Source organism: Butyricimonas faecihominis (genome assembly GCF_033096445.1).
In the GTDB taxonomy this organism is placed as follows: Bacteria; Bacteroidota; Bacteroidia; order Bacteroidales; family Marinifilaceae; genus Butyricimonas; species Butyricimonas faecihominis.
Map to the genome: position 1 here is coordinate 2369933 of NZ_AP028155.1, position 24955 is coordinate 2394887.

Below are 24955 nucleotides of genomic sequence, written 5' to 3' on the forward strand. Positions count from 1 at the left end.
AATATTTAAATCTTAACTTAACCGGATCACGAATTCTTCCTTCTAGCTTCCCCCCTCTCCCAATCCACCCACAAATCCTTATCATACCTCCAACTATCCGCCAACGCCTCCTCGTACCTTTTCCCCGAAAACACCAACAATACCGCCCCCGGCTCCTCCGCCTTAATACAATTCCCGTATCCCTCCGGCACGCAGATAATCTCACTTTTCGCCTCTGACAAACGAAATATTTCTGCTTTCAAATTCTCACTCGGGTGTTCCCAATTATCAATTTTCACCAACCCGATCGTGAATGCCCCCTTCACGCAATAAAACCATTTTTTCTCGAATTGATGAGCATGCCATCCTCTCACCACATCTGCATCCGGGTGATGAATAAAATAAAACCTCTCCACCCCCTCGAAATCAAAATCATTCAAAGAAGATATCAATCCACGATAATCGGTGAAAATCTCCCCTTCAATAACTTGTACCTTACTCATATTCTACCCAATTTTACAAGTAATAAGAATTTTACCAGATACACTTGTCGTTTAATTCTTGAAGGCTGTTTTACAAGCCTATAAGCCCATTCTAAACCATGATCCACCCACCACTTCGGAGCTCTTTTTACATTCCCAGTATAAACATCAAAACTTCCACCCAATCCTTGATAAATCGCAACATGCCGCTCCAACATTTCTTCCATCAATAGCTCCTGCTTCGGAGATCCCATTGCTACAAATACAACATCAGGTTTTTTCTTTACCACATCTTCAATCAAAGCTTCCCTCTCCTCTTCTGTCTGAATATAGCCATTTCGATAATTAACAATCTGTATTCCCTCAAACTCATTCTTCAATTTATTCACGGTTCCCTCAATCACTTCTTGTTTCCCTCCTACTAAATAAAATGACTTATTACTTTGATATAAAGAAGCTATAATTTTCAACCATAACTCACATCCTGGAATTTTCACAACATCCTTGTAGCCCTTTTTCTTCATTGCCATGACTGCCCCCATCCCATCACAATACCCGATATTCCGATTTATAATCTCCCTAGTCTGTTCTGTCGCATGAAGAATTTTTTCTGCATTTATAGCAATAAGAATTCCTTTTTCCTTTTCCGCATAAGCCAACAATTCTTCTCCCGAAATAAAAGGATGAACTTTTACCCCATTTAATAAAATCCTCCTATCTAACATATATTCAACTTATTAATTGACCGAATCTTTTAGTTCGGATATTTTCTTTTATAACTCTAGCTGGATTACCCACAACCATACAATTTGAAGGAACGTCTTTTGTTACAACAGCACCGCTACCTACAATAACCTGATCTCCAATTATAATTCCTGGCATAATAATACTGTTAGCACCAATAAAACACTTTTCACCTATATAGGTATGGCTATGAATATTCCGTGTAAAATCATGTGTAAAAATAATAGCACCACTTGCAACATAACTTTCCGCTCCAATATGAAGCCCTATAGGATATGTCTTATCTAACTTCGCTCCAAAAGATAATCTAGCACTTTTATTTATATCCATTTTAAACAATGTGCGATAAATAAAATGCCTAACAATAATGACAATCCAACGAATAAAATTTCTAATTTTAACAATCATAATTTACTGTACACTATTGGCTAATTTTGTAAAATAATGGTACCTTAGCATTAGGCAACTTATATATATGTTGATTTACCATAAAATCAACCGGACGTTTGAGTTTCGATAAAATGAATGGCATATACAAATCTATTAATTGTTCTTTCGTATATTTGTCTGTAATGAAATTCACTCTCAACTCACCATTCTCTTCAACAACCTGATACTGCAAAATGTTATAATCTGAATCAAATGGATAAGTAAATAACATAACAGATACTTCTCGTCCATCGATATCTTTTACAAAATAAGTGTTACGCCCAGATATTCCTTTCAATCGAAACAAAGTCCTTCCACATTTACATTTTTCTGTAATCAATTTTTCTCCCAATGATACATCACCGACCTGATAACGAATAAATGGAAAAGCTTTATTTTTCACCGCAGTCAAGATAATTTCATTATTTATTACTTCTACTGTAGACCAATCATGCAAAATATGAAGTCCAGCGTGTTCCTCACATTCAAAAGCAAAAACATCCCCATCATGAGCTCCATATTGATCAAACACGTCACAATGACAATAGTCCCTAGCTAAAGAATAGCTAGAATTTATTTTATTTTCACTTGTCGTAAATATTCCTTTTAGAGGAAGAATTATATTTTTAATTTTCAAAAAACGTAAGAATTGATTGATTGCAGAGGAATAACCATAAATAAATTTTATTTCTTTATTTTGAATCAATTCACACATATTCTCCATTTGCTTCTCTGTCATTGTAAACGAATTAAACGTATAAAAATTTGATAAAGCGTGATAAATTCGTTTTGTTATCGTCTTTTTTACATTTCCATAAGCCATCAACATCAATATTTTATCATAAGGTCTTCCTCCACATATTTGTTGCATGGTCCAATGAGCCGGCCAAATAAATAATGCACTTTCTTTACTAGCCGGATATTGCAAAGGAATACTTGTTGAACCTCCTGAAGATGTATAATTATAGGTTTCAGACTTAATTTCAGGATAGTATTTTCTCAAATCATCCTTAGTTATAATAGGAATATTTTCCCATATAATATTTTTCAAGTTGTGATAATCAAATCCTTTAGAATCTAAAAATTCTCGATATTTGGGATTATTTTGCACATGAAATTGAAAAATTTTCATGGCATTTTCTTGCATTTCACATTTAATTGTTACCTCTGTACCTTCATATTGACGTTCTAAATTTTGTTTATAAATAGATTTCAAATTTCCTCGCCGTACAAAAGACATCAATAATACTCGCCAATTCATCATTTCAATAATATATTATATAATCGGATTATATTCTTTTCCATAGATTCTATGGTAAATTCTTTAGATTTTTTTAAAGAGTTTCTGCCAAAGTTTTCTCGCAAATTTTTGTTTTCAATCAACAAACGAAGTACATAAAACAATTGTTCTATATCACCAGGTGCTATTAAATATCCATGTTCAGATGATTTCACTAATTCTGGAATTCCCCCTGTATTCGACGCAATAATCGGGATACCATAACTCATAGCTTCAATTATCGCAATCCCCAAAGATTCAAAATATGAAGGCTGTAAATAAATATCAGTTTGAGCTAATAATTCATTTTTTTGTATATCATCCAACCATCCATCATAATGCACAAAATCTATAATATTTCCTTCTTTCATTTTAGCCAATAAATGTTTTTCATCACCAATTCCGCCAATGTGTAATTCTATTTTATCTCTAAAATACTCTCTATTAACTACCATACAATCAATAATATCGAATACGCCCTTATTATTATCAATTGTTCCTAAAAAAGAAATTCGTATTTTGCCATCATTATTTATTTTCTTTTCATATAAAGGAGGTTGTATTGCATTATACAATACAAAAATATTTTCATTTAGATTTAACTCTCGAAACAATTCCCCAAAATATTTTGAAACCCCCACAACAAAATCAGCTTGCTTGCAAATAAATCTGACATAACGAGAAGAATTATTATAAAAAAGCTCAAATTCACCGCCATGCAAATGTAAGATAACTTTACGTCGAAAGATTTTAGCTAATAAAATATAAACAGACTCCCTATAGAAAAATCGGTACGAGGCTGTATGAACATGTACAATTTTCACTGAAGAAAAAATACAATAATATAATAATTTAAAAAACGCAACAATTGCTAATCCTAATTGCACCCATTTCGTTGTGAAACGATGCGAACATATAAACAAAAATGGGGAAAAGATTTTAGAATAAAGATGCAACAAGAATGCTATTCCTCCCTTCCCATTAAAATCAGTTCCTATTATCAGTACCTTTCGGCATAATTCTCCCGAAATCATATCCATGTATTAATTTATCACTTGTAATAAATAAAACACTCAATAAAGGAGCTAGCATTGTATTATTAAAACCATGTCCAGCCATACAAGAAGCACCTATCCACAAGCATCCTGCTATAGATAAAGTAAAAGATAATGACGACGGCTTCCTCCCAAAAGCCTTCAATATTCTCTGTAATATTAATAATTGTATTAAAATCATCAAACTACCAAAAAACCAGCCAAAAGAAAGTATCATATCATACCAATCCGACTCTATAGACTTTGTTTCCAAAGATGAGGGATATAATTCTCCAAGAGCACTCATTCCCCCCGTAAAACCTTTACCAATTAATATCTCGCCCCAATTAAAATTCTTTATCACTTGTTTTCCAAGAATTATCAAATTTTCTCGTGGCAATATAGCAGATTCAATAGAAAAACGCTCCATCGTATAAGTATCAAAACCAGATATAAAAATATATATTGAAACTATACCATAAATAATTATCCCACCACCCAACAAACAAACAAACAATTTATTTACTTTAGAAAATTTGATCATGTTATCTCGTACAAATAAAAAATATAGCAACATCGCAGGCCAAGCAACAGCTGTTCCTAAAAGTGCTGCACGAGAGCCAATCAACATTGTACCCAAACTTATAACAATCGCAATTAACCACATTTTTCCTTTAGCATAGAAAGCATACCAAATTGATATACAATTGGCTAATATCATGTAAAGTCCTAATGAATTACCATCGGCATAAAATGCTTTTGTACCAAATCCAAAATCATCTCCATAAGATTTTATACCCAATCCGCTAAAAAAACAGAAAATATTTATTACGCTAATAATAAAAGCAGAAATAACAATCAAGTTAAGTAATTCCTTTATAGAGAAACAACACCTATATGAATAAAAATAAAACAAAATACAAAAAAAATAGATAAAGCGAAATAGATATTGAACCTCTCGAAAAAATATCAATTCTGATCCATTTATATACCATAAAGGAATTGCAAATAAATAAACCCAAACAAGTAATTTAAACAACTTGTATATAAAAAGATTAATTTTTACGAATACACAAGAAGAAATAAGTAATAACATTATTCCTCTTGACAATACACCTATTGGAGTATGCAAGTTATAAAACTCCTGCAAATATCCATTCAAGGAATCTATTACAATAAAACAAATAAATAGTACTCGTGGCAAAAATACAACATAAAAATTTAAAAGATTAATTCTTAAAGAAACCATATTTTCTTAATTCAATTTTTATGCAATAAAGTACAAACAATAGCATTACGATAAAAAGAACAACTCTATAATAGATATTTTCTAATACAAAATAAGAACACCCTGCAATAATAGCACAAAGCAAAATCTGCCATAAAAAAACACTTTTAAAAATTCCAATTAAAAGCATCTTCTTGTGAATATATATCGGTGTGAAAACAAGGGTTGAAAATATATAAGAAAAAAGAAAGGTAAAAACAAGTCCTTTAATCCCCAAGTAAAACAAATAATAAAATCCAAAAACAAAAGAGATCGCAAGTAAAATAGAATCTAACAAATAAATCCATTGCATTTCATAAACAGCGACAGATCTAGCCAAAGCTTGCTTATAGATAATTAATACTGTATATGATATTACGATTACTGTAATAACATACATATCATCATTTGCATAACTAACTCCATAAAATAGTGATATAACTTCAGGGAATAACATCAAAGGAATAGCAATAAACAAACTCATATATAAAGGCAAAAGCATATTCAATTTCTCTACTCCGCTTATATTTTCTCCATTTTGACGATATTTAGCCATTATCGGAACAAAAGGAGAACAGACCATAATCGCAACACTAACAATCATTGTCTGAATAACGTTTACCGCAGAATAATATCCTAATTGTACAAAACCCGCATTTCCTAAAGATACAACCCTTGATTCATTATACCATTGGCTACATACTGTCAATAGCATTGATAAAAAGTAAGGAAAAACATAACTTACAATTATATGCAGCTCCTTATAAAATCCTTTATAAGTAGGAATAATATAATTTATTTTACAATATTTTCGTATTTCATAGTGAGATAAAAAACATATTACTACATTATAAAAAACATATGCCCAAACAGCTCCTCTTATTCCCCAAAAGTATGTCCCCAATATATATATAGGAAAAGATAATAGCACTTGAATTGTATTGATTTTAGCTATCTCTTTATAACAATTGAAACCTCGGAGTATCCCTAGTTGACTATTATTTAATATACTCACAAGCATTACAATTGATGAACACTGCAAATATCCGAATAAATATTCTGCCTTAAAAAAATTCGAACAAATCCAATTGGCAGAGAGGTAAACCATAATAAATGCTACAAATCCTATAACGATACTACTTATAAGAAATAAACCGATTAATTTTTCAACTCGCCTTTTATCGCATAAAGAATATTGTGCAATATATTTAGTTGCCGCTATAGAAAAACTAAAGCCAACAAAATCAGCAAACATTAAAGTTGTGCTCTTGATAATACTAAATTCTCCATATTGTCCAGGCGAAAGTAAACGTGCAACAATAATCCAAATAACAAACAAGAGCACCTTTGAAATTATGGTGCCAACTATTGACCATAAGCTACTTGAAACGAGTTCTTTTATAGGACCATTCTCTTTATAGAACTTAAATAGCATTTTTTATATTTCTTTTTTTTACCACTTTAGCAGGGCTTCCCACGGCAATGGTCATCGCTGGAATATCTTTGGTTACAATAGATCCTGCACCTATAATAGCACCGTCCCCTATTGTAACCCCTTTGGTTATAACACAATTTGCACCAATCCAACAATTATCCCCTACTATAATATCTCCACCAACATGACCAGACTCTCGCAAACTCAATTTATCTCCTACGTCATGATCAGCAGAAACAATTGTACAATTTCCTCCAAACATCGTATTTTCTCCAATAACAATTTTAGTTCCACGAGAAGCAATTATAATTGTATAATATGAAATCCAAGCTTTATTTTTCAATTCTAAACTTGATCCCCTTGACATTACAATTCTAACCCCCCTGTGCAATACAACGTTTCTCCCTACCCGCATATTGCATAGCCAATCACACATTGTCACTGTAGAATGTATTCTTAATCCTCTTCCTCCTTTCATTCCTCTTAATTTTAATATAAACAATAGAAAAAAACTATGTATATTAGAAAAAAATCGAGAAATAACTATTGAAAATACTGATAATATTTCACTTACATCCATTGCAAATTTCCATTTGTTGATATACTTTCTCACGAATAGATTTCATACAATCAATCGTTATTGGTAAACCGTTATTTAAAGCATTTTGAAAATTCTCAGATACATCATATAAAATACCACATTGTTTACACTTTTCTATATATGCATCAACAGTACAAATTAATTTAGCAGGATTTCCAGCAACAACACTATTTGCAGGAATATCCTTCGTGACAATAGAACCTGCTCCAACTATTACATTATCATTTATTGTAACACCCGGCATAACAACACTACATTCTCCTAAAAATACAGAATTACCAATTGTCGTTTTTTGTGCTCTAATTTTTAAATTATCTGTAAATAACAAGAGACTTGCATCATGAGTTAATATTTTTGACCCTGGAGCAGCTATAAAATTATCTCCTATTTCAATAAGTTCTGGAAACACGGCGTCTATTCCTGCTTGACATCTAAAATTTTTCCCATGTTTAATATTACGATAAAACTTAGGATAAAATATCTTATAATAATAAAATTTAAATATTAAAAATATTTTTCTCATCATAAACTGTAACTTTTATATTTACATACTTTATCTTTTTCGAATTAATTTCGCAGGATTACCCCCAATCACGCTGTACTCTTCAAAATTCTTTGTAACAACTGCACCAGCCCCAATAATTGATCCTTTACGAATAATCTTACCCGGCAATATTATAACCCGTAAACCAATCCAACAATCATCTTCAATAATGATTCTTTTTCGATGTACTTCTCTCTGCATATTCATTGAAACATCTTTTCTATCAAATGTATGATTAGCAGCAAAAATATGTGTTTGACGCCCTAACATAACATGTGAACCAATTACAATATCATGAGGCATATCTACATTTGCACCTATTCCACTAAAATCTCCTATTTGAATATCTTGCCCTAACCCAAACTTCACTTTTCGATTAAAAGTATAAATCTTTCCACACTTCAAAAAAATATGTCGAACGCATACTATCCTTAGCCAATTACACCATTTCCCAATAATTGGAGTATAAGAATCAGGTAAGTGAGTTGCAAAAATGTAATACAAAAAAAGAAAAAAATAATAACATAATCCTATTTTTCTATTATTAAGCATTTCGTCCATCGTTATAACTATAAAAAACATTAATCATATAATTATTTTCAAACATCTTATTGAGATAGAAAATCTAACAAAGAAACCTTGTATGTGAAGAATTCTCATTCACATTATTTCTCAGCTTCACTAAATATTTCTTCATACCTAGTCGTTTATCCAAAAATACTACAATTTCCTCACATGCCTTCCCATCCCCGTAAGGATTCACCGCCTTACTCATCTTCTCGTAATAAACCTTATCCTCCAACAACATCGAAACCTCTCCCACGATCCGCTCGAAATCTGTTCCCACGAGTTTTACCGTCCCTGCTTCCAATGCCTCCGGGCGTTCTGTAGTATCACGCATCACGAGGACAGGTTTTCCCAAGCCGGGAGCCTCTTCTTGAATACCTCCACTATCCGTCAGCACGATAGTTGACTTTTCCATCAAATACACGAAAGACAAATACTCCAATGGCTCAATAAAAAACATATTAGAAGCGACCTTTTCCCCGAATACTTCCCGAATAGGTTTCCGCACGTTGGGGTTCAGATGCATCGGGTACACGAAATCCACGTCAGTATACTTCTCCGCCAATGTTTTTATCGCTAAACACATATGAACAAATCCCTGCCCGAAATTCTCCCTCCGGTGTCCGGTGATAAGTACTAATCTTCTTACACCATCTTTCAAACGCTCCATATCATATCCGGCACGCTGCAATTCTTCACTCAAAGAAATATTCAAACTCTCGTTGCTCTTAATTTTATCCACCACCATATACAAGGCATCTATCACCGTGTTCCCTGTCACGGTAATTGTTTCCGGGTTAATTCCCTCTACCATTAAATTTTGTCGACTTAAAGCTGTCGGGGCAAAATGATGGGTTGCGATTCGTCCTGTGATTTGCCTATTCATCTCTTCCGGCCAAGGACTGTAAATATTATGAGTTCGCAATCCCGCTTCCACGTGCCCCACGGGAATTTGCTGGTAGAAACTCGCTAAAGCTGCGGCTGTCGAAGTCGTCGTATCTCCGTGAACAAGTACCACATCCGGTTGCACTTCTTTCAACACATCCCTAATTCCGGTCAATACCCGTGCTGTAACGTCATACAAATCCTGCCCCTGTTTCATGATGTTCAAATCATAATCAGGTACGATTTCAAATAAATGTAATACTTGATCCAACATCTCCCGATGCTGTCCCGTCACGCACACGATTGTCTGAAATTCCTTCGGGTGTTTCTGAAATTCTTTCACCAAAGGAGCCATTTTTATAGCTTCAGGACGTGTCCCGAAAACCAACATTATTTTTTTCATCATTATTTCTTGTATATCCCGCAAAAATCAAGAATCACTTTCCCGTCCGTCCAAGGCAATTCTTTAAACACGTCGTGAGCGACAAGCATCACCACGATGTCCGCACGATCATAGGCTTCCCGGTAATTTGTCAATTTGAATACTTTATGCTCGCAAACATTGGGCTCCACGACTAAAATATCCGCATTACTACATCCCTGCATCACTTTCGTCGTGATATATTTTGCCGGGGATTCTCGTAAATCATCGATATTCGGCTTAAATGCCAATCCCATCATGGCGATAACAGGCGTACGCTGGTATTTCAATTGGAATTTCAACATTTCGTTTTGTACTTTCTCAGCGCACCAGAACGCCTTATAATTATTAATTTCCCGGGCATCGGCAATAATCTTCGATTCCATGGGAAATTCCGCTGTGATAAAATAAGGATCCACGGCTATGCAATGTCCCCCGACGCCGCATCCCGGTTGCAAAATATTCACCCTCGGGTGCTTATTAGCTAAATTTATCAATTCCCACACGTTAATTCCGGCTTTGTCACATATCAGGGAAAGCTCGTTTGCAAAAGCGATTTGTACATCCCGGGATGAATTTTCCGTTAATTTACACATCTCGGCAGTCCGAGCATTCGTGCGATGTAATGTTCCTTGAACGAATTGCACGTAAAACTCGACTGCTTTTTCTGTTGAAGCCTCGTTTATACCACCAATCACCCGGTCATTGTGTACCAACTCATAAATAACATTCCCGGGCAACACCCGTTCCGGACAATAAGCAATATAGATTTTATCCCGTAATTCCGGGCGTTCCGTGTAAATCAAACTCATCATCTTCTCGGTCGTACCAACAGGAGAAGTCGATTCAATCACGTACAAATCCCCCTCTTTCAGCAAAGGCAATACAGCACGGGTAGCTGCCTCCACGTAAGAAATATCCGGTTCATGATTCCCTTTAAACGGCGTAGGTACAACCATAAAATAAGCATCGCTTTTCTCGGGAACAACTGACGCTCGCAACGCCCCGCTTGTAATTACTTCCCCGAGCATCTCCTCCATCCCCGGTTCTATGATATGGAGTTTCCCTTGGTTTGTCAACTCGACAACTCTCGGATTTATATCGACTCCCGTTATCTGTACACCATGTTTTGCGGCAATTATCGCCGTGGGCAGACCGATATAGCCTAACCCCATAAAGCACGCCTTCATTTCCAAAATATATTTATTAGTTTTTCATTAATCTCGTCAAATAATATTCTACCGCAACCGGCAATCGGGAATCAAACCAACGAATTGTTGTCTTATCGGCATAAATTCCGTACTCTACTTCATTTTCTTTTTCTAAGGTGATAAGTCCCTCCTGTACAAAATCGAAAAGGATAGAATCCACACGCAATCTCTCTGCACCCGATTTTTCTTTTATATCAGCAATCGTGATAATCTTTCCTGCTTTCTTTTCCAAAAAGAACTTCACTTTCACGACATCCCGCTCTTTACAATTACGACATCCCGCTTCAACAAGCTGTTGCTCCAAACGAGCTAACTCTTCCCGCTTTTTCTTTATTTTAGAAGTCAACCAGACATGCAAAGCCGTCCACAACACGACATCCAACATGATTAGCACGTTAATATTGATATACAAGCATAACGCCATATTCAGAATAATAAACAACGATGCTAAGGCAAGGATCGTGAACATGGCTTTACGATGAGAACATCCCAGTGCCAAAAATTTATGGTGGATATGATTCTTGTCCGGCAAGAAAAGCGGTTGTCCCATACGATAGCGATGCAGAACCACCCGAATGACATCAAAGCCGGGCACCAGCAAAACGGAAAAAGACACCACGATAAACGGATAGGCCATCTCTACTCCCTCTTTCCTCACGAGACATGCAAACTTCACGGTCAATATACTTAATATCAAACCGATCACTAACGCTCCCGTGTCACCCATGAATATTTTATATCTCTTTTTTGCAATCCCGAACACGTTATAATAAAAGAAGGGTATCAAGGCGCCCAGCGTGGTAAAAGCCAACAAGGAACTTGTCTCTTTGCCCTCGTAAAGGAATAAAATTCCCAAGAACAACAACGCCACACAACTCAACCCGGAAGCCAAACCGTCGATCCCGTCGATCAAGTTCACGGCATTGATTACAAACACGATCAAGAAGATCGTCAAAGGGACTCCCACCCAAGCAGATATTTCCCATATACCACAAATACCATACAAGTTATTCACCCATGTGCCGGACAACGTGACCAATCCGGCAGCCATAATCTGGAACACGAACTTGATTCGCCAACTCACGCCCACCACATCATCCGCTATCCCGATCAAGTATAACAGGACACACGCACACATCACCATAATAAAGCTCGCGGTCATAAAATTTTCCATCACATTCGTGTCAAACCGAGAAAACACGGAAACTGTAACTCCTATTGCGAAAAAAATCGCCGGGAAAAATGCCACTCCCCCCAAACGCGAAGACACACAAGTATGCACCTTCCTAGCATTGGGTTGATCGATCAAGTGTTTTCTGATAGATATAAGCAATATTTTAGGAATAAGGTATGCCGTGGCCAGTAAACTGATAAAAAAAGAAGAAAGAAACATACAACCAAATTTATTCTTTCACTCTATAGTCTCATTACAAGTATCGAATTCCCGCCTAGCCAAAATACGGAACACTCCTGCAAACAATTCAATATTCTCCCCGGTTGACCGGGTAAAACGTGTAATCATTTCCTCCTCCTGCCGTTTCACGGTAACTGCCAAACGAATCCGTTCTTCTGCCAATCGTTTCCGTTCTACTTCCGGTAACTCCATTGCCCCAACAACATTTTCATAAAAACAAAAAGCATCCCACCATGCCATCAATCCCTGACGCCCCGGATCACGAATAGAACCCAGCGCCTCGGAGATCAAACTTCCGGCCAACAGCCCGTTTTCCTCCTCCCCCGTCAGATAATAACAATTACATAACAATCGACAGATATTCGGAGTCCGACACGGCAGAACGATCTTGTCACTTCCCCACGGGGTGAGTATATCGTAAGCCGCGTCCAACGCCGTGTTCAAGAAATTCAAGTCAGAATACAGTTGATAGGCATCCATCAGATCTACCGCATACCCGGCACGGGCATCAACAGGCAAATTCTTGTTCCCCGCCATCGGTTCTATGACCCGGGCAATCTCGCGGACTCGCTCGTGAATAGCATACGCCTCCCCGAAATCCTCCTCCAGCCAAGGGTACACGCGAACCATCGAGTACACGGACAAGTAACCATGCAAGAATCCTGACAACGCCGGGGAGGGACAACGCCCCATTTCCAACTCGCGCGACCGTTTATACAACTCGTGAAATAAAACTTTTTCCATTATTTTGTACTACTCTATCTTCTCCAAAAATGAACTCGGGATGTAAGACGTGGCAATAGAGGCCACCCCGTCCAAACGAATAATTACACGCTTGTGATTTTTCAAACGTACCAGCTCCCCTTCCAAGCCCAGCAAGGGTCCCTTGATAACCCTCACCCGATCGCCTCGTTTGATACCCTTGTTCAAAACCTCCACGCTACCCGTCGAGAAGTCCAACAGGAACATGAAATCCTGCATCTGCTTGTCGGGGACCACGAGCGAGTGTCGTCCTTCTATATCTTTTAAATAAACGATATTCAGCGAGTGATCATTTATTAGGGAAAAACTCGTGGCCTTGTCCGTGCGAATAAATATCAAACCATGAATCAAAAGTACACGGATCTTTTTACGACCCAGGGGTGTTTCACGAACTTGTTCCTCCTGCGGCAAAAAATTCTCGATTCCCAGCTCGTCCAGTTTCCTCTTGATCAATAATTCCTGATTTACCCGGGTATAAGCAGCATACCAGTTTAACTTGTTACACGCAACCATTATTTTTATTCTTTCCCTATTTTCTAGCGAACGATGATTTTCTTTGTATCTGTAATCCCCGGACACACGAACCGCCCGGACGCGCTTCGCGCACTAACCCTGTCACGGGTCCTGATTTACGGCCATGTGTTCCACGCACTTCACTCTACACAGCAACAATGCATGGAAGCTGTCTGCACGAACGATTCATTTGAATTAAAAAAACGATCGTTTAATGATATTAACAAAGCAGACCTGTTAAATTGATAACCTAAAAGTGTAAATATCTAATTACAAGAATCCAAAAAAAAATTGACAAATAGATGGTGATATTTAAAATTGATGTATATTTGCAGCGCATTAAACGATCGTTTTTCGACGTTCATAGCCACTTAGATAACATGGCATTATACCCTCAATCTTCACACACATTTAACAATAATCGTCCATAAAAAAAATCCCTGATTAAAATCCGGTTTAACACCCTATACCCACCCTTAAAACATGGTAATACCACTCTAATAATCTCCTTGGTCCCTTTTACTACCCTTTCATCGCCCTTTCATCGCCCTTTGCCAATATAGCAACAAGGGCAAGCAAAGAGTTTTCAAAGGGGCATAATAGATTATAACGCCATATTTACCCGATTACAACTATTTCTTTTCAGATACTCAAAATGGGATTATATCCGGATACTTGCAAAACACAAGGAAAGAGGGAATAATCAATTTCAGAATCAAACTAAATTAGACACACCACTTCAAATTTAAAACGATTTCGGAATATATAATGACAATTTTTTATTAAACTCGCGTACATGCTGAGAAAAAATAGAATAAATCATATAAAGTAGTCATGCAAAATAATCTAATTGACAAAAAGATCGTTGACCAGAAACTGGCAGCCTGCGGGATCAGTGACATGGAAGATGCCACGATACGCGACATCGTGAAAGTGGTGAATATGGTGGAAGCCGAAAGCGGGGAAAAATTCATCCGTATGGAAATGGGCGTTCCCGGACTTGCCCCTTCTAAAATAGGTATCGACGCCGAGATCGAGGCGTTACGTGCCGGATGCGCTCAATTCTACCCGATGCTCGAAGGCCACAAGGAATTCAAGGAAGAAGGTTCCAAGTTCGTGAAGAACTTCGTGGACATCGACATCAAGCCGGAAGGCATCATCCCGACCGTAGGTTCCATGCAGGCCTGTTTCGCCGCCTTCATGGCAGTAACGGAATGCAAGAAAGGAAAAGACACCGTTCTTTTCATCGACCCGGGATTCCCCGTTCAAAAAACACAAATGCAAGTCATCGGAAAACCGTTCGAGTCATTTGACGTTTATAATTACAGGGGCGAAAAATTACGGGAGAAACTGGAAGAGCATCTTTCCAAGGGAAACATCGCTGCCATCCTGTACAGCAACCCGAATAACCCGGCTTGGATATGTTTCACGGACGAGGAGCTGAAAATCGTTGGGGAACTGGCCACCAAATATGACGTGATCGTGCTGGAAGACTTGGCCTACTTCGCCATGGATTTCCGTCGGGATCTTTCCGTACCGGGTAAAGCCCCGTTCCAACCCTCAGTTGGCAAATACACGGATAACTACATCGTCATGATCTCCGGTTCCAAACTATTTAGTTACGCCGGACAACGTTTGGGAATCATGTGTATTTCAGACGCTTTATACAACCGGAAATACGACAACCTGCACGATCGTTTCGGGGGAATGGGTACCTTGGGTTACACTATCGTGAACCGGATCATCTACACGCTATCATCCGGAACCACACACTCCTGCCAGTACGCCATGGCTGCCATCTTGAAAGCCGCCAACGAGGGACGTATCAATATCCTCGACGGCGTACGGGAATACGCGGAGAGAGCCCACGCCATGAAAGAGCTGTTCACCAAATACGGTTTCGAGATCGTGTATGACCGGGATCTGGAAGAACCTATCGCTGACGGGTTCTATTTCACGATCATCTACCCGGGATTCACGGGTGGTGACCTCACGAAAGAAATTCTGTATTACGGCATATCAGCGATCCCGTTGCGTGACACGGGTTCCAAGAAACAAGGTCTCCGCGCTTGCGTTTCTCAAACCGGACTCCACCGGATGCCGGAACTGGAAGAACGCTTGAAACGATTCGCGGCAGATCACACGAAATAATTGAAAATGGAAAATTGAAAATGTCTTGCAAAAATCTCATTTTCAATTTTCAACTTCAAGTTTTCAATTTACTGAAATTGAATCGGGAAAAGCTCCAGTGGAATGGTCTTAACATGAAAGTAAAACAATGTTAAAATACAGGGAAACTATTTCATGATTCAATTTAAGTTTGTAATTTTATCCCGTAAATGTGTTACAAAATATAAGGCAAAAAGAGAATTTATTTATAAATCATAATCAATTCAATTATGGCAAAATTTAGAGGCGCTATCGTCGTTGACAAAGAAAAATGCAAAGGATGTAACCTTTGCGTGGTTGCGTGTCCTACCAAAACTCTTGACTTGGCGAAAGAAGTGAATGGTAAAGGATACCACTACTCCGAGATGGTAAACCCGGAAGCATGTATTGGATGTGCCAGCTGTGCGTTGGTATGCCCAGACTCGGTGATCACCGTTTACAAAATGAATGTACAATAAGAATAAAAACTACCGAAAATGGCAGAAGTAAAATTAATGAAAGGGAACGAGGTATTAGCCGAAGCTGCTATCCGTTGTGGATGTGATGCTTATTATGGTTACCCTATTACCCCGCAATCCGAAGTCATGGAGACTCTCATGTTACGCAAACCGTGGGAGGAAACAGGAATGGTCGTATTGCAGGCCGAAAGTGAATTGGCCTCTATCAACATGGTATACGGTGCCGCTGCTTGCGGTAAAAAGGCAATGACATCATCATCTAGCCCCGGTATCTCGTTGATGCAAGAAGGTTTAACCTACTTGGCAGGAGCAGAACTTCCCTGCTTGGTGATCGATGTAGTACGTGGAGGTCCAGGATTGGGAACCATCCAACCGGCACAAAGTGACTATTTCCAAGCAACCAAAGGTGGTGGCCATGGAGACTACCACTTGATCGTACTTGCTCCCGCTTCCGTTCAAGAAATGAACGATTTCGTAGGACTTGGTTTTGACTTGGCATTCAAATATCGTAACCCGGCCATGATCCTTGCCGATGGTGTTATCGGACAGATGATGGAAAAAGTTCAATTGAGCGAATATAAACCCCGCTGGACACAAGAAGAAATCGACAAAATGTCTGATAGCTGGGCTTTAACCGGTAAGAAAGCACACCGTTCTCACAATACGGTAACTTCATTGGAACTAGACTCTTACAAACAAGAGGTTTTCAACCACAAACTTCAAGAGAAATACAAAGCGATGGAAGAAAACGATGTTCTTTTCGAAGAAATTCAATGTGAAGACGCGGAATACATATTTGTGGCTTATGGATCAGCATCTCGTATTTGCCAAAAAGCAGTACAACTATGCCGTGAAAAAGGAATCAAAGTAGGTATCCTTCGCCCGATTACCCTTTATCCTTTCCCGAAGAAAGAAATTGCACGCTTGTCTAAACAAGTTAAGGGTATCTTGACAGTAGAAATGAGTGCCGGTCAAATGGTAGAAGACGTTCGTTTGAACGTGGCCAATAACATCCCGGTAGAACACTTCGGACGTTTCGGAGGAGTAATCCCGACACCGGAAGAGATCGTTGAAGCACTTGAAAAACAAATTATAGGAGCATAAGCTATGTCAGTAGAATTAAAAGATATAATAAAAGAGGAGAATATTGTTTACAAGAAAACTCCCGTGCTTACCGATAACGTGATGCACTACTGTCCGGGATGTTCCCATGGCGTGGTTCACAAAATTATCGCGGAAGTGATTGAAGAAATGGGTATCCAAGACAAAACCATCGGTGTTTCTCCGGTAGGATGTTCCGTACTCGCTTACAACTATTTGGATATTGATTGGGCAGAGGCAGCACACGGACGTGCACCGGCCGTTGCAACCGGTATCAGCCGTATTCATCCCGATCGTTACGTGTTCACCTATCAAGGTGATGGAGACTTGGCATCTATCGGATGCGGGGAAATCATGCACGCTTGTAACCGTGGTGAAAACATCGTGGTAATCTTTATCAACAACGCAATCTACGGTATGACCGGAGGACAGATGGCACCTACCACCCTTTTGGGACAGGTAACCGCTACCACTCCTTACGGACGTGACGCTAAATTGAACGGATTCCCGATGAAATTAACCGAATTACTTGCACAATTGGATGGAACTTGCTACGTAACCCGTCAGTCAGTTCACACCCCGGCTAACGTACGTAAAGCAAAAGCCGCTATCCGCAAGGCATTCGAGAACACCCGGAAAGACAAAGGAACTTCTTTCGTGGAAATCGTTAGTACATGTAACTCCGGTTGGAAAGTAACCCCGGTAGAAGCCAACAAATGGATGGTAGACAACATGTTCCCGAAATACCCGTTAGGAGACATCAAAGACATTTGAAAATGCAGAATTGAAAATTGAAAATGAATATTATCTTTTCAGCTTTCAATTCTTATTGCCAAATTTAGAAAAATTTAAACAATAACATGAACATTGAAGATTGGTTATCAACATTTTCAATTTTCAATTTTCAATTTTCAATTAGAAAATTATGACAGAAGAAATCATTATAGCAGGATTCGGTGGACAAGGAGTTCTTTCTATGGGAAAGATTCTTGCTTACTCCGGAATTATGCAAGATCAGGAAGTTGCTTGGATGCCTTCTTACGGTCCTGAAATGCGTGGTGGTACTGCCAACGTGACCGTTATCCTGAGCGACGAGCGTATCAGCTCCCCGATCTTAACGAAATACGATACCGCTATCGTCTTGAACCAACAATCTATGGACAAGTTCGAAAGCATGGTAAAACCGGGTGGTACCTTAATCTATGACCCGAACGGTATCACTCACGAACCGACGAGAAAAGACATCAATATCTACAAGATCGAGGGAACCGCCATTGCCGCAGAGCAAGGAAACCCGAAAGTGTTCAACATGATCGTTCTTGGTGGATTCTTGAAGGTAAAACCGATCGTGAAACTTGACAACGTGGAAAAAGGTTTGCAAAAATCTTTACCCCCTCGTCATCACAAGATGATCCCGATGAACATCGAGGCCATCCAGACCGGAATGAAAAGCGTTGAAGTTGTTAACCAACTATAAAAGTAAATAACCCCGCCTTCCGGCGGGGTTATTTGTTTATTTACCCAGCACTTTCTTTAGAATCTCCCCCGCATCAACCATTCCCCCGACCATTCGTGATACCACGACACCATTGGGATCAATCAATACCTTCGTTGGAAACGAGGAAATATTAAATAAACGTACCACGTCATACTCGTCCCGTCCCTCGTTATTCAATATTTGAGTCCACGTCATTCCATCCTCTTTAACTGCCGTCTTCCAAAGCTTCCGGGCCTCGTTTAAATCTTTCACGTTCTCTTGCGCCACGTTAATAAAAACGACCTGTTTCTTGTACTTTTCATACAACTCTTTCAAATGAGGATGCGATGCCCGGCAAGGTCCGCACCAGCTTCCCCAGAAATCCAGCAACACGTACTTTCCCCGTAACTTTTCAAGAGACACCGTTTTCCCATTCATATCTTTCTTCACGAAATTCTTTGCCGATTGCCCCGTTCTCGAATCCTTACTCCGCTCCAGACGCTGCGCAATCACCCGCCCGTAGGGACTTACTTTCAAGTTTGCGGGGAAACGGTTATAAATATCTTCGGCCTCGTTCTCGTCAAACCAGATGTAATGTTCCCACAACTCCATCACCGAGATAAAACTATTCGGATTCTCCCGGATAAATGCCATGACCCGACGTTTCCCCGCATCCCATGACGCTTGGAACTCGTCCGGGTAATCCCGAATATCACCACCACGAATAATATTATCCATCACCAGTTGGTTATAATCCCGCTCGTCTGCCTCCAACAGATCATAATTCAGACGAACAAAATCATGAGAAATCGATCCGCCTCTTTGCCATTCCAACTCGGCAACCTTCCCTTTCTCCGCGTTAACCTTCACCACGGCAGCCTCTCCCGGAACAACGATAAAGTTAAAATGAGGATAATAATCATTCCCTCTTGCCGTGGGACAAGCTAGTTCTTCACACAACAAACGTACACTCGCGGCCACCGTGTCCCGTCCCGCAAGGCTAATATCTATCATGTGATTATCGAACTCGTAATCTTCCCGTTCAAACTTTCCACGCAAGAAGTAAGAAACCGTCACTTTCCCTTTTTTCACCCCATCTATAGAGGCCCGCAGGCGGTATTCCTTCTTTCCCTCAAGATTCAACAGCGTCATGTAAAGCACTCGCCGATTCGTATTTTCAAACTCATCCAAATGATCCCGGAGTAACCCGGCCGCCAAAGTCTTTATAGTGTCATTCTCTTCTTGCAAGGCCCCCAAACTAAGCAATATGGAAAAACGATCCTTGGATTCCAGCGAGGCAAATTTTTCCCGGCAAATATCCAAATAAGCCTTCAAATCGCCTCCCCAACGAACCCTCGCGATCTCATCCAGTTCAGACATACAACCGGGATTCGCCAAAGCGGCCTTCTGAATCTTTGTTTCCAAATCCTGCAAAGCCTTTAAGTTTTCTCCCGTATCCGGGACTCCCTTCGCCATCACGAAAGGGATCATCTCTTGCCGTAGCCAATTATACAACAAAGGCTCGACAACCTCTTTTCCGTTTACCTTGATAAAACGATCTTTGTTGGCAAACATATAATCCGCTTTCGGGTCTTTATAATTCAACGTGTAGCGATCATAAAGAAAGAAGTTTTCCGGTTTCACTCTCTTCTTATCCGATAGTTTATCAAAATACTCTTGCACGACCTTTCCCCCGATCTCCCCGTTTCCCGATTCCATTTGCAACAGGGCATACTCGTTCACCAATTCCGGGGTGCGTTCCCCCTTCTCGTAACGACGAGTCAAACCTTCGGGCGACCACTTGGGATCAATTCCTTTCCTAATCTTGTCGACAAACTCATCCGCCGGACGGGCTCCTGCCGTCCGATAAACCTCTGTCCCATCCGCCCGTAACACCACGAATGTCGGGTAAGCCTTCACTTGATACTTCTTAGCTAACTCCACCCCTTCTCCCTTCTCTGCATCCACTTTCAGATTCACAAACGTCCGGTTAAAATACTCGCCGACCTGATCTTGGGTAAATACCTCCGAAGACATCATCTTACACGGTCCGCACCACGTCGTGTAGAAGTCAATGAATATCATCTTCTTCTCTTTCTCCGCAACAGCCTGCGCCTCCTTCATCGTCAACGACTTAAAATCAACTCCTTGAGCAAAAGATGACAGCGGTAAAATTACCGCTATCATCCAGAATAATATTAAATTTATCTTCATATTTATTGTGCACTATTTTTCCACTCCATGTCCTTCACTTTCACTAACCCTGTCCAGTAACATCTTTCATCCGGTTTCAACTCAAACTTATTTTGATCGGTTCCCAGCACATATTTTTGTAACGTTCCTCCCGTCGTACTGTTATAAGTTGCAATATAAAGATCATTATAATCTCCATATCCCGATTTCACATCAAACTTCATCATCGAAACTTCATCCGGTAAATCCATGGAATACAACTTCTCGTAGCCTACTTTATAATCATAAGCATACAGGGTCTTTCCCACTACATATAAAAGGAGCGAACGATTGGATGCAAAAGCATAAAATTCAGCTTTATCAATATCCGTGGCAAGCGAACTCTTTACCTCGTAACCCGCACGTTTTTGTGCAGAACTACCGTAAGCATAGAACTTATAGATGAAGTACTTGCCCGTTCCCGCATCCTTCATCAACGTGAACGAATTTCCCCGGCTACCACCTTCCGTGTCCATCGTGTTCTCCCCGTAAACCAAAGTCCGTCCTTCCGGCTGAATCCACGGGAACGCCTCACCACTATTATCAAGCAATGCCGTTGAGGTCGAACCGGAAGACGTGAATCTCAAGAAACGGCCATTGTCCGTATCATAAAGTACTCCCCCGGAAACATACCCTAAAGAGGCAAAGATGTACGGATAAGCCTTAAACAACTTTTCTGGAGCATCAGCCGTACGGTTCAAAGGATTAGCATAGTCACCACCACTCAAAAGGGATGATATATTAAACACGAAACCTTCAGCACAAGCCACCGATCTACTTGTGTTCATCGAACCTCCCGTTCTTTGGGAGAGCAAATGTACCGGATTCAATTGCTCCGGAATATCAAGATACGAGTAAACCATCATTTCGAAAACATTCGTCAGCTCTCCCTCAAAGGTTGATGTATTCACGTAATAAGAACGGTCTTCCGTGGCAATCCACAACTTCTCGTAAGGAGCCAAGTAACTCGCATATGGACTTCCCGTGTACATGATACTTTTCGGACCTTTCAGCCTAGGCAATCCGTTATTTGACAGCAAATTATTTATCACGATCGTATCATTCGGCATGGCAATCATATCGACATTTACATATCCTTCGGCATCTTCACCAATCAATAACCACCCCAATCCGACTTCTGTCCGAACTGTGAGCGAGGTGTAGTTCATCCATAACAATCCGGTCTGCTTATCCCTCACTTTCAAATACAGGGTATAAGTTCCTGGCTCCAACTCCACGAAGTATTTCAAGTTGCGTTCCGTACCGATCACCTCACGGGTCTCTTCGGAACCCGAAATTCCCGATACCACGATCCACTCGTAACCATAACGATCCAAATTCAAACTATCCTGCGTGAACTTTAGTTCCGGTGTAATTTTCAACGTGTCCTTTTTGAATATCAGGTTATACGATGTCCCTAGGCCATCCACCTCAACCTCGTTCACGTCCTTGTAGTCGTAAGACCCCTTGTCATCATAACAGGCCACCGACAAACAGATGAACACGCTTGTTAAAAAGAATACTATATTTCGTTTCATAATTATCAGATTTACATTGTTCAACCATTATTGTTCCGGAATCCAAGGTTGTCCCACGACCGTTTTCCACGATACCCCCATGAACCACATGGCACGTCCGTCATCCTCCAGCACGGGAGTTCCCTTGTCGTAAAGATCCTGCAAATAATTCACGAAATAATCCTTTATCATCGTCCGCTTCGCATTAGGCATCGTAGCCTCCGATTCGAAATCTTCATAAGTCAAATTAAATTTCTCACACATCAACTCATACTTCTTTCTCGTGAAAGCTCCCCATAAACCTCCTTCTGCCTCTCCTACAGCGTAATCTTTTGCCGGAATCCAACGAGCCGGACGTACAAGAAAATCATTCATGGTAACCTTATGCATGGACGCATCAAAATCATTGCCCCCGTCGCTGGACCACAAACCATCAAGTTTCCCCCATTGGTTAATTCCAATTCCAAAATCATCAGTAGGTTCCAACTTCAACCCCAACACACGTTCTTCCGTTTGGATACTCACATCCCGTTTCAAACGAACCATCACATCGGCATAATGAACTCCTGCCTTCACCACTTGGAACTCGTCAAAAGGCTCGTAATTTACACCTTCCACGGCGGTAGTTGAATCTTTGTCCACAACTACCCGGAAAGTCCTATCGTAATCCTTTATCCTCCCGGTGGTCATCACCCGCAATTTAACATCGTAATAATCACCCGAAACATTCGCAAATGCCACCGGGGTAGAAGAATGGCTGGCCCAAATCGTAGTATCACCGTGTGCCGCACCGTATTGCACGTAAAAATAAACGCCTTCCTGCCCGTCATAGTCTTTAACCTCTTTTTCACAACTCGCCACGCAAAAAGCCATCCAGACGAGAGCGATCATATATAATATCTTTTTCATAGCCATAACTTATTCTTGTGAAACATTATCCTGTGACTCTGCCCGTTGGCTCGTTTCGCTGTCCGGCAACGGGAACACGTAATCTGTTAATTGCACGTTCATCGTGCCACTCGCTGTTGCCCCGTCAGGGATCGTCTGCAACCCGTTCCGTTTGTAATAGAAGAATAGCTGACCTTCTCCTACAAATTCTCTCACGTATTCAGCCCGAATCAAACTCTTCATCTCTTCTGCAGTGGATGCGCTCTGATTCACGCAATTTCGGGAAAAACGTAACGGATTAAAATACTTCTCAAGAGCCGTCGGAACATCCGTCTCACACTCCGCCGCGATCAGGTATAACTCGCTGACACGCACTAACGGGATCATATAGCGATAATGATACGCCGAATCTGCCTCCGTTTCGTCGATATATTTATTCAAATAAGTTACCTCCTTACTATTGGATATAGTAGATGCCCACATCCGGTAGCGATAATCATCCTTATCGTCGTATGTCGTATTTACCCGCCCCGACGTGAGATTCCCGGTCATGGTCAATATTTTAACCACGGACAAAGTGGGATCAAAGAACTCCTTATATACCTTACTCTCGCGAGAAGTATTATAGAGCGAGAACAGCACCTCCGGGGAGAACACCCCGTCCGGCAAATTCTTCGCCATGTAGTCGGCATCAACCAACGGGAATAAAGGTTTATCCTCGTTACTCACCTTCTCGATCACGGTCCGGGCGCATTCTCCAGCCCTCTGCGTGTTTCCCATCCATAAATAAGCCCTCGCCATCAGAGCGTTCACGGCAAAGTAGTTCATCCGGTATTGTCTATAATACAAATCACTGGAATTCATCCCCGGATCATAATTTCTCGGTCCGTCCGTGATCACCGGATCCACCGTTGAAAGTAAAGAAGATGCCGATTCCAGATCCTTGATAATGTAATACATCACGCTATCAGCCGATAACAAAGGCTGCACCACCCGGTCCGCCCGGGTCATGTAAGGAATACATTTCACTCCTTTATTCTCCTCCGTGTAAATAGGTCCGAACATACGTAACAAATCAAGGTGCATCATGGCCCGCAGTCCAAGAGCTTCCCCCTTGATCAGACGATAATATTGATCCGGCAAAACAGCGTTCCCTTCCCCGCAATGTTCAAGAATCGCGTTGCAATTCGCGATCATCGAGTACAACCCGGACCAAACCTTATCCAAGGTACTCTTGAAATCCTTCTGCGCGTACGAATAGTTGGCATAAACCGAGTAGTTATGCTCTTGGAATTTACAGTTATAATATTGTGCCATCACGTCAATCATTCCCATTGACAAATTGGCCCCGTACAAACTCGGGGTATTCATTTCCGAATACACGCCATTCAAAGCTGCAAGAAAACCTTCCCTGTCTTTGAACAAAGAATTATCCATTATTCTATCGTCAGGGTCAACTTCCAACCATGAATTACAGGACACGAATAACAGCATCACGCTTGCAATCAGTCCTAATTTTATATTTCTAATCATATTCATAAACTAA

Annotated in this window: 24 protein-coding genes; 5 read left to right on the plus strand and 19 right to left on the minus strand. The window is 40.1% G+C overall.

Annotated elements, in window-relative coordinates; genetic code table 11:
- Positions 1-26: 26 nt before the first annotated feature.
- The 15 genes from R8806_RS09865 to R8806_RS09935 all read right to left on the minus strand — a co-directional run bounded on the left by R8806_RS09865 (position 27) and on the right by R8806_RS09935 (position 13567).
- Positions 27-482: a WxcM-like domain-containing protein gene (locus R8806_RS09865; protein ID WP_124316827.1), complete on the minus strand. Its 456-nt coding sequence runs from the start codon at positions 480-482 to the stop codon at positions 27-29.
- Positions 479-1186, minus strand: a complete 708-nt coding sequence (locus R8806_RS09870; protein WP_124316828.1) for a WecB/TagA/CpsF family glycosyltransferase — start codon at positions 1184-1186, stop codon at positions 479-481. Before R8806_RS09870 ends, R8806_RS09865 begins: the two co-directional genes overlap by 4 nt.
- Before the next feature lie 4 nt (positions 1187-1190).
- Positions 1191-1613 (minus strand): acyltransferase, encoded by a 423-nt coding sequence (locus tag R8806_RS09875; RefSeq protein WP_124316829.1) that lies wholly within the window; start codon positions 1611-1613, stop codon positions 1191-1193.
- 13 nt (positions 1614-1626) lie between these two features.
- Positions 1627-2898 carry a phenylacetate--CoA ligase family protein gene (locus R8806_RS09880; protein WP_151411511.1) on the minus strand — a complete coding sequence of 424 codons (1272 nt, stop codon included), beginning with the start codon at positions 2896-2898 and terminating at the stop codon, positions 1627-1629.
- Entirely contained in the window at positions 2895-3953 is a 1059-nt protein-coding gene (locus tag R8806_RS09885; RefSeq protein ID WP_317715818.1) for a glycosyltransferase family 4 protein, read from the minus strand. Before R8806_RS09885 ends, R8806_RS09880 begins: the two co-directional genes overlap by 4 nt.
- Complete coding sequence (locus R8806_RS09890) at positions 3901-5196, minus strand: O-antigen ligase family protein (protein ID WP_151411509.1); 1296 nt, start codon at positions 5194-5196, stop codon at positions 3901-3903. The genes R8806_RS09885 and R8806_RS09890 overlap by 53 nt, the downstream gene beginning before the upstream one ends.
- Positions 5177-6649: an oligosaccharide flippase family protein gene (locus tag R8806_RS09895; RefSeq protein WP_151411508.1), complete on the minus strand. Its 1473-nt coding sequence runs from the start codon at positions 6647-6649 to the stop codon at positions 5177-5179. Before R8806_RS09895 ends, R8806_RS09890 begins: the two co-directional genes overlap by 20 nt.
- A complete protein-coding gene (locus R8806_RS09900; RefSeq protein ID WP_124317875.1) occupies positions 6639-7229 on the minus strand; it encodes an acyltransferase in 591 nt (196 codons plus the stop codon). The genes R8806_RS09895 and R8806_RS09900 overlap by 11 nt, the downstream gene beginning before the upstream one ends.
- On the minus strand, positions 7216-7776 hold the full coding sequence (locus tag R8806_RS09905) for an acyltransferase (RefSeq protein WP_167513901.1): 561 nt from the start codon (positions 7774-7776) through the stop codon (positions 7216-7218). Before R8806_RS09905 ends, R8806_RS09900 begins: the two co-directional genes overlap by 14 nt.
- Before the next feature lie 27 nt (positions 7777-7803).
- Positions 7804-8355 carry an acyltransferase gene (locus R8806_RS09910; protein ID WP_229782908.1) on the minus strand — a complete coding sequence of 184 codons (552 nt, stop codon included), beginning with the start codon at positions 8353-8355 and terminating at the stop codon, positions 7804-7806.
- A gap of 64 nt (positions 8356-8419) precedes the next feature.
- A complete protein-coding gene (wecB, locus tag R8806_RS09915) occupies positions 8420-9649 on the minus strand; it encodes a non-hydrolyzing UDP-N-acetylglucosamine 2-epimerase (protein WP_124317876.1) in 1230 nt (409 codons plus the stop codon).
- A gap of 2 nt (positions 9650-9651) precedes the next feature.
- Positions 9652-10857, minus strand: coding sequence for a UDP-N-acetyl-D-mannosamine dehydrogenase (gene wecC, locus R8806_RS09920; RefSeq protein WP_124317874.1), 1206 nt, complete (start codon positions 10855-10857; stop codon positions 9652-9654).
- Between the two features lie 16 nt (positions 10858-10873).
- Positions 10874-12271, minus strand: a complete 1398-nt coding sequence (locus tag R8806_RS09925) for an MraY family glycosyltransferase (RefSeq protein WP_151411507.1) — start codon at positions 12269-12271, stop codon at positions 10874-10876.
- An 18-nt stretch (positions 12272-12289) separates the two neighbouring features.
- The gene (locus R8806_RS09930; protein WP_124318212.1) at positions 12290-13036 is read right to left on the minus strand and encodes a hypothetical protein; all 747 of its coding nucleotides are present in this window, start codon (positions 13034-13036) and stop codon (positions 12290-12292) included.
- A gap of 9 nt (positions 13037-13045) precedes the next feature.
- Positions 13046-13567, minus strand: coding sequence for a UpxY family transcription antiterminator (locus R8806_RS09935; protein ID WP_124318213.1), 522 nt, complete (start codon positions 13565-13567; stop codon positions 13046-13048).
- Between the two features lie 834 nt (positions 13568-14401).
- Here R8806_RS09935 and R8806_RS09940 point away from each other — a divergent pair.
- The 5 genes from R8806_RS09940 (at position 14402) to R8806_RS09960 (ending at position 18772) form a co-directional block, all read left to right on the plus strand.
- Positions 14402-15718 carry a pyridoxal phosphate-dependent aminotransferase gene (locus tag R8806_RS09940; protein WP_118304444.1) on the plus strand — a complete coding sequence of 439 codons (1317 nt, stop codon included), beginning with the start codon at positions 14402-14404 and terminating at the stop codon, positions 15716-15718.
- Positions 15719-15966: 248 nt separating this feature from the next.
- Positions 15967-16194, plus strand: a complete 228-nt coding sequence (locus R8806_RS09945) for a 4Fe-4S binding protein (RefSeq protein WP_124315803.1) — start codon at positions 15967-15969, stop codon at positions 16192-16194.
- Positions 16195-16212: 18 nt separating this feature from the next.
- A complete protein-coding gene (locus R8806_RS09950) occupies positions 16213-17298 on the plus strand; it encodes a 3-methyl-2-oxobutanoate dehydrogenase subunit VorB (RefSeq protein ID WP_124315802.1) in 1086 nt (361 codons plus the stop codon).
- Between the two features lie 3 nt (positions 17299-17301).
- The gene (locus tag R8806_RS09955; protein WP_087420937.1) at positions 17302-18069 is read left to right on the plus strand and encodes a thiamine pyrophosphate-dependent enzyme; all 768 of its coding nucleotides are present in this window, start codon (positions 17302-17304) and stop codon (positions 18067-18069) included.
- A gap of 151 nt (positions 18070-18220) precedes the next feature.
- Complete coding sequence (locus R8806_RS09960) at positions 18221-18772, plus strand: 2-oxoacid:acceptor oxidoreductase family protein (RefSeq protein ID WP_124315801.1); 552 nt, start codon at positions 18221-18223, stop codon at positions 18770-18772.
- 36 nt (positions 18773-18808) lie between these two features.
- Here R8806_RS09960 and R8806_RS09965 read toward each other — a convergent pair whose 3' ends face one another.
- The 4 genes from R8806_RS09965 to R8806_RS09980 are packed head-to-tail and all read right to left on the minus strand — an operon-like array spanning position 18809 to position 24948.
- On the minus strand, positions 18809-20986 hold the full coding sequence (locus tag R8806_RS09965; RefSeq protein ID WP_124315800.1) for a TlpA family protein disulfide reductase: 2178 nt from the start codon (positions 20984-20986) through the stop codon (positions 18809-18811).
- 2 nt (positions 20987-20988) lie between these two features.
- Complete coding sequence (locus R8806_RS09970; protein WP_124315799.1) at positions 20989-22542, minus strand: PKD-like family lipoprotein; 1554 nt, start codon at positions 22540-22542, stop codon at positions 20989-20991.
- Between the two features lie 27 nt (positions 22543-22569).
- Complete coding sequence (locus R8806_RS09975) at positions 22570-23430, minus strand: DUF4843 domain-containing protein (protein ID WP_164719551.1); 861 nt, start codon at positions 23428-23430, stop codon at positions 22570-22572.
- A 9-nt stretch (positions 23431-23439) separates the two neighbouring features.
- Complete coding sequence (locus R8806_RS09980) at positions 23440-24948, minus strand: RagB/SusD family nutrient uptake outer membrane protein (protein WP_124315797.1); 1509 nt, start codon at positions 24946-24948, stop codon at positions 23440-23442.
- Positions 24949-24955 lie beyond the last annotated feature (7 nt).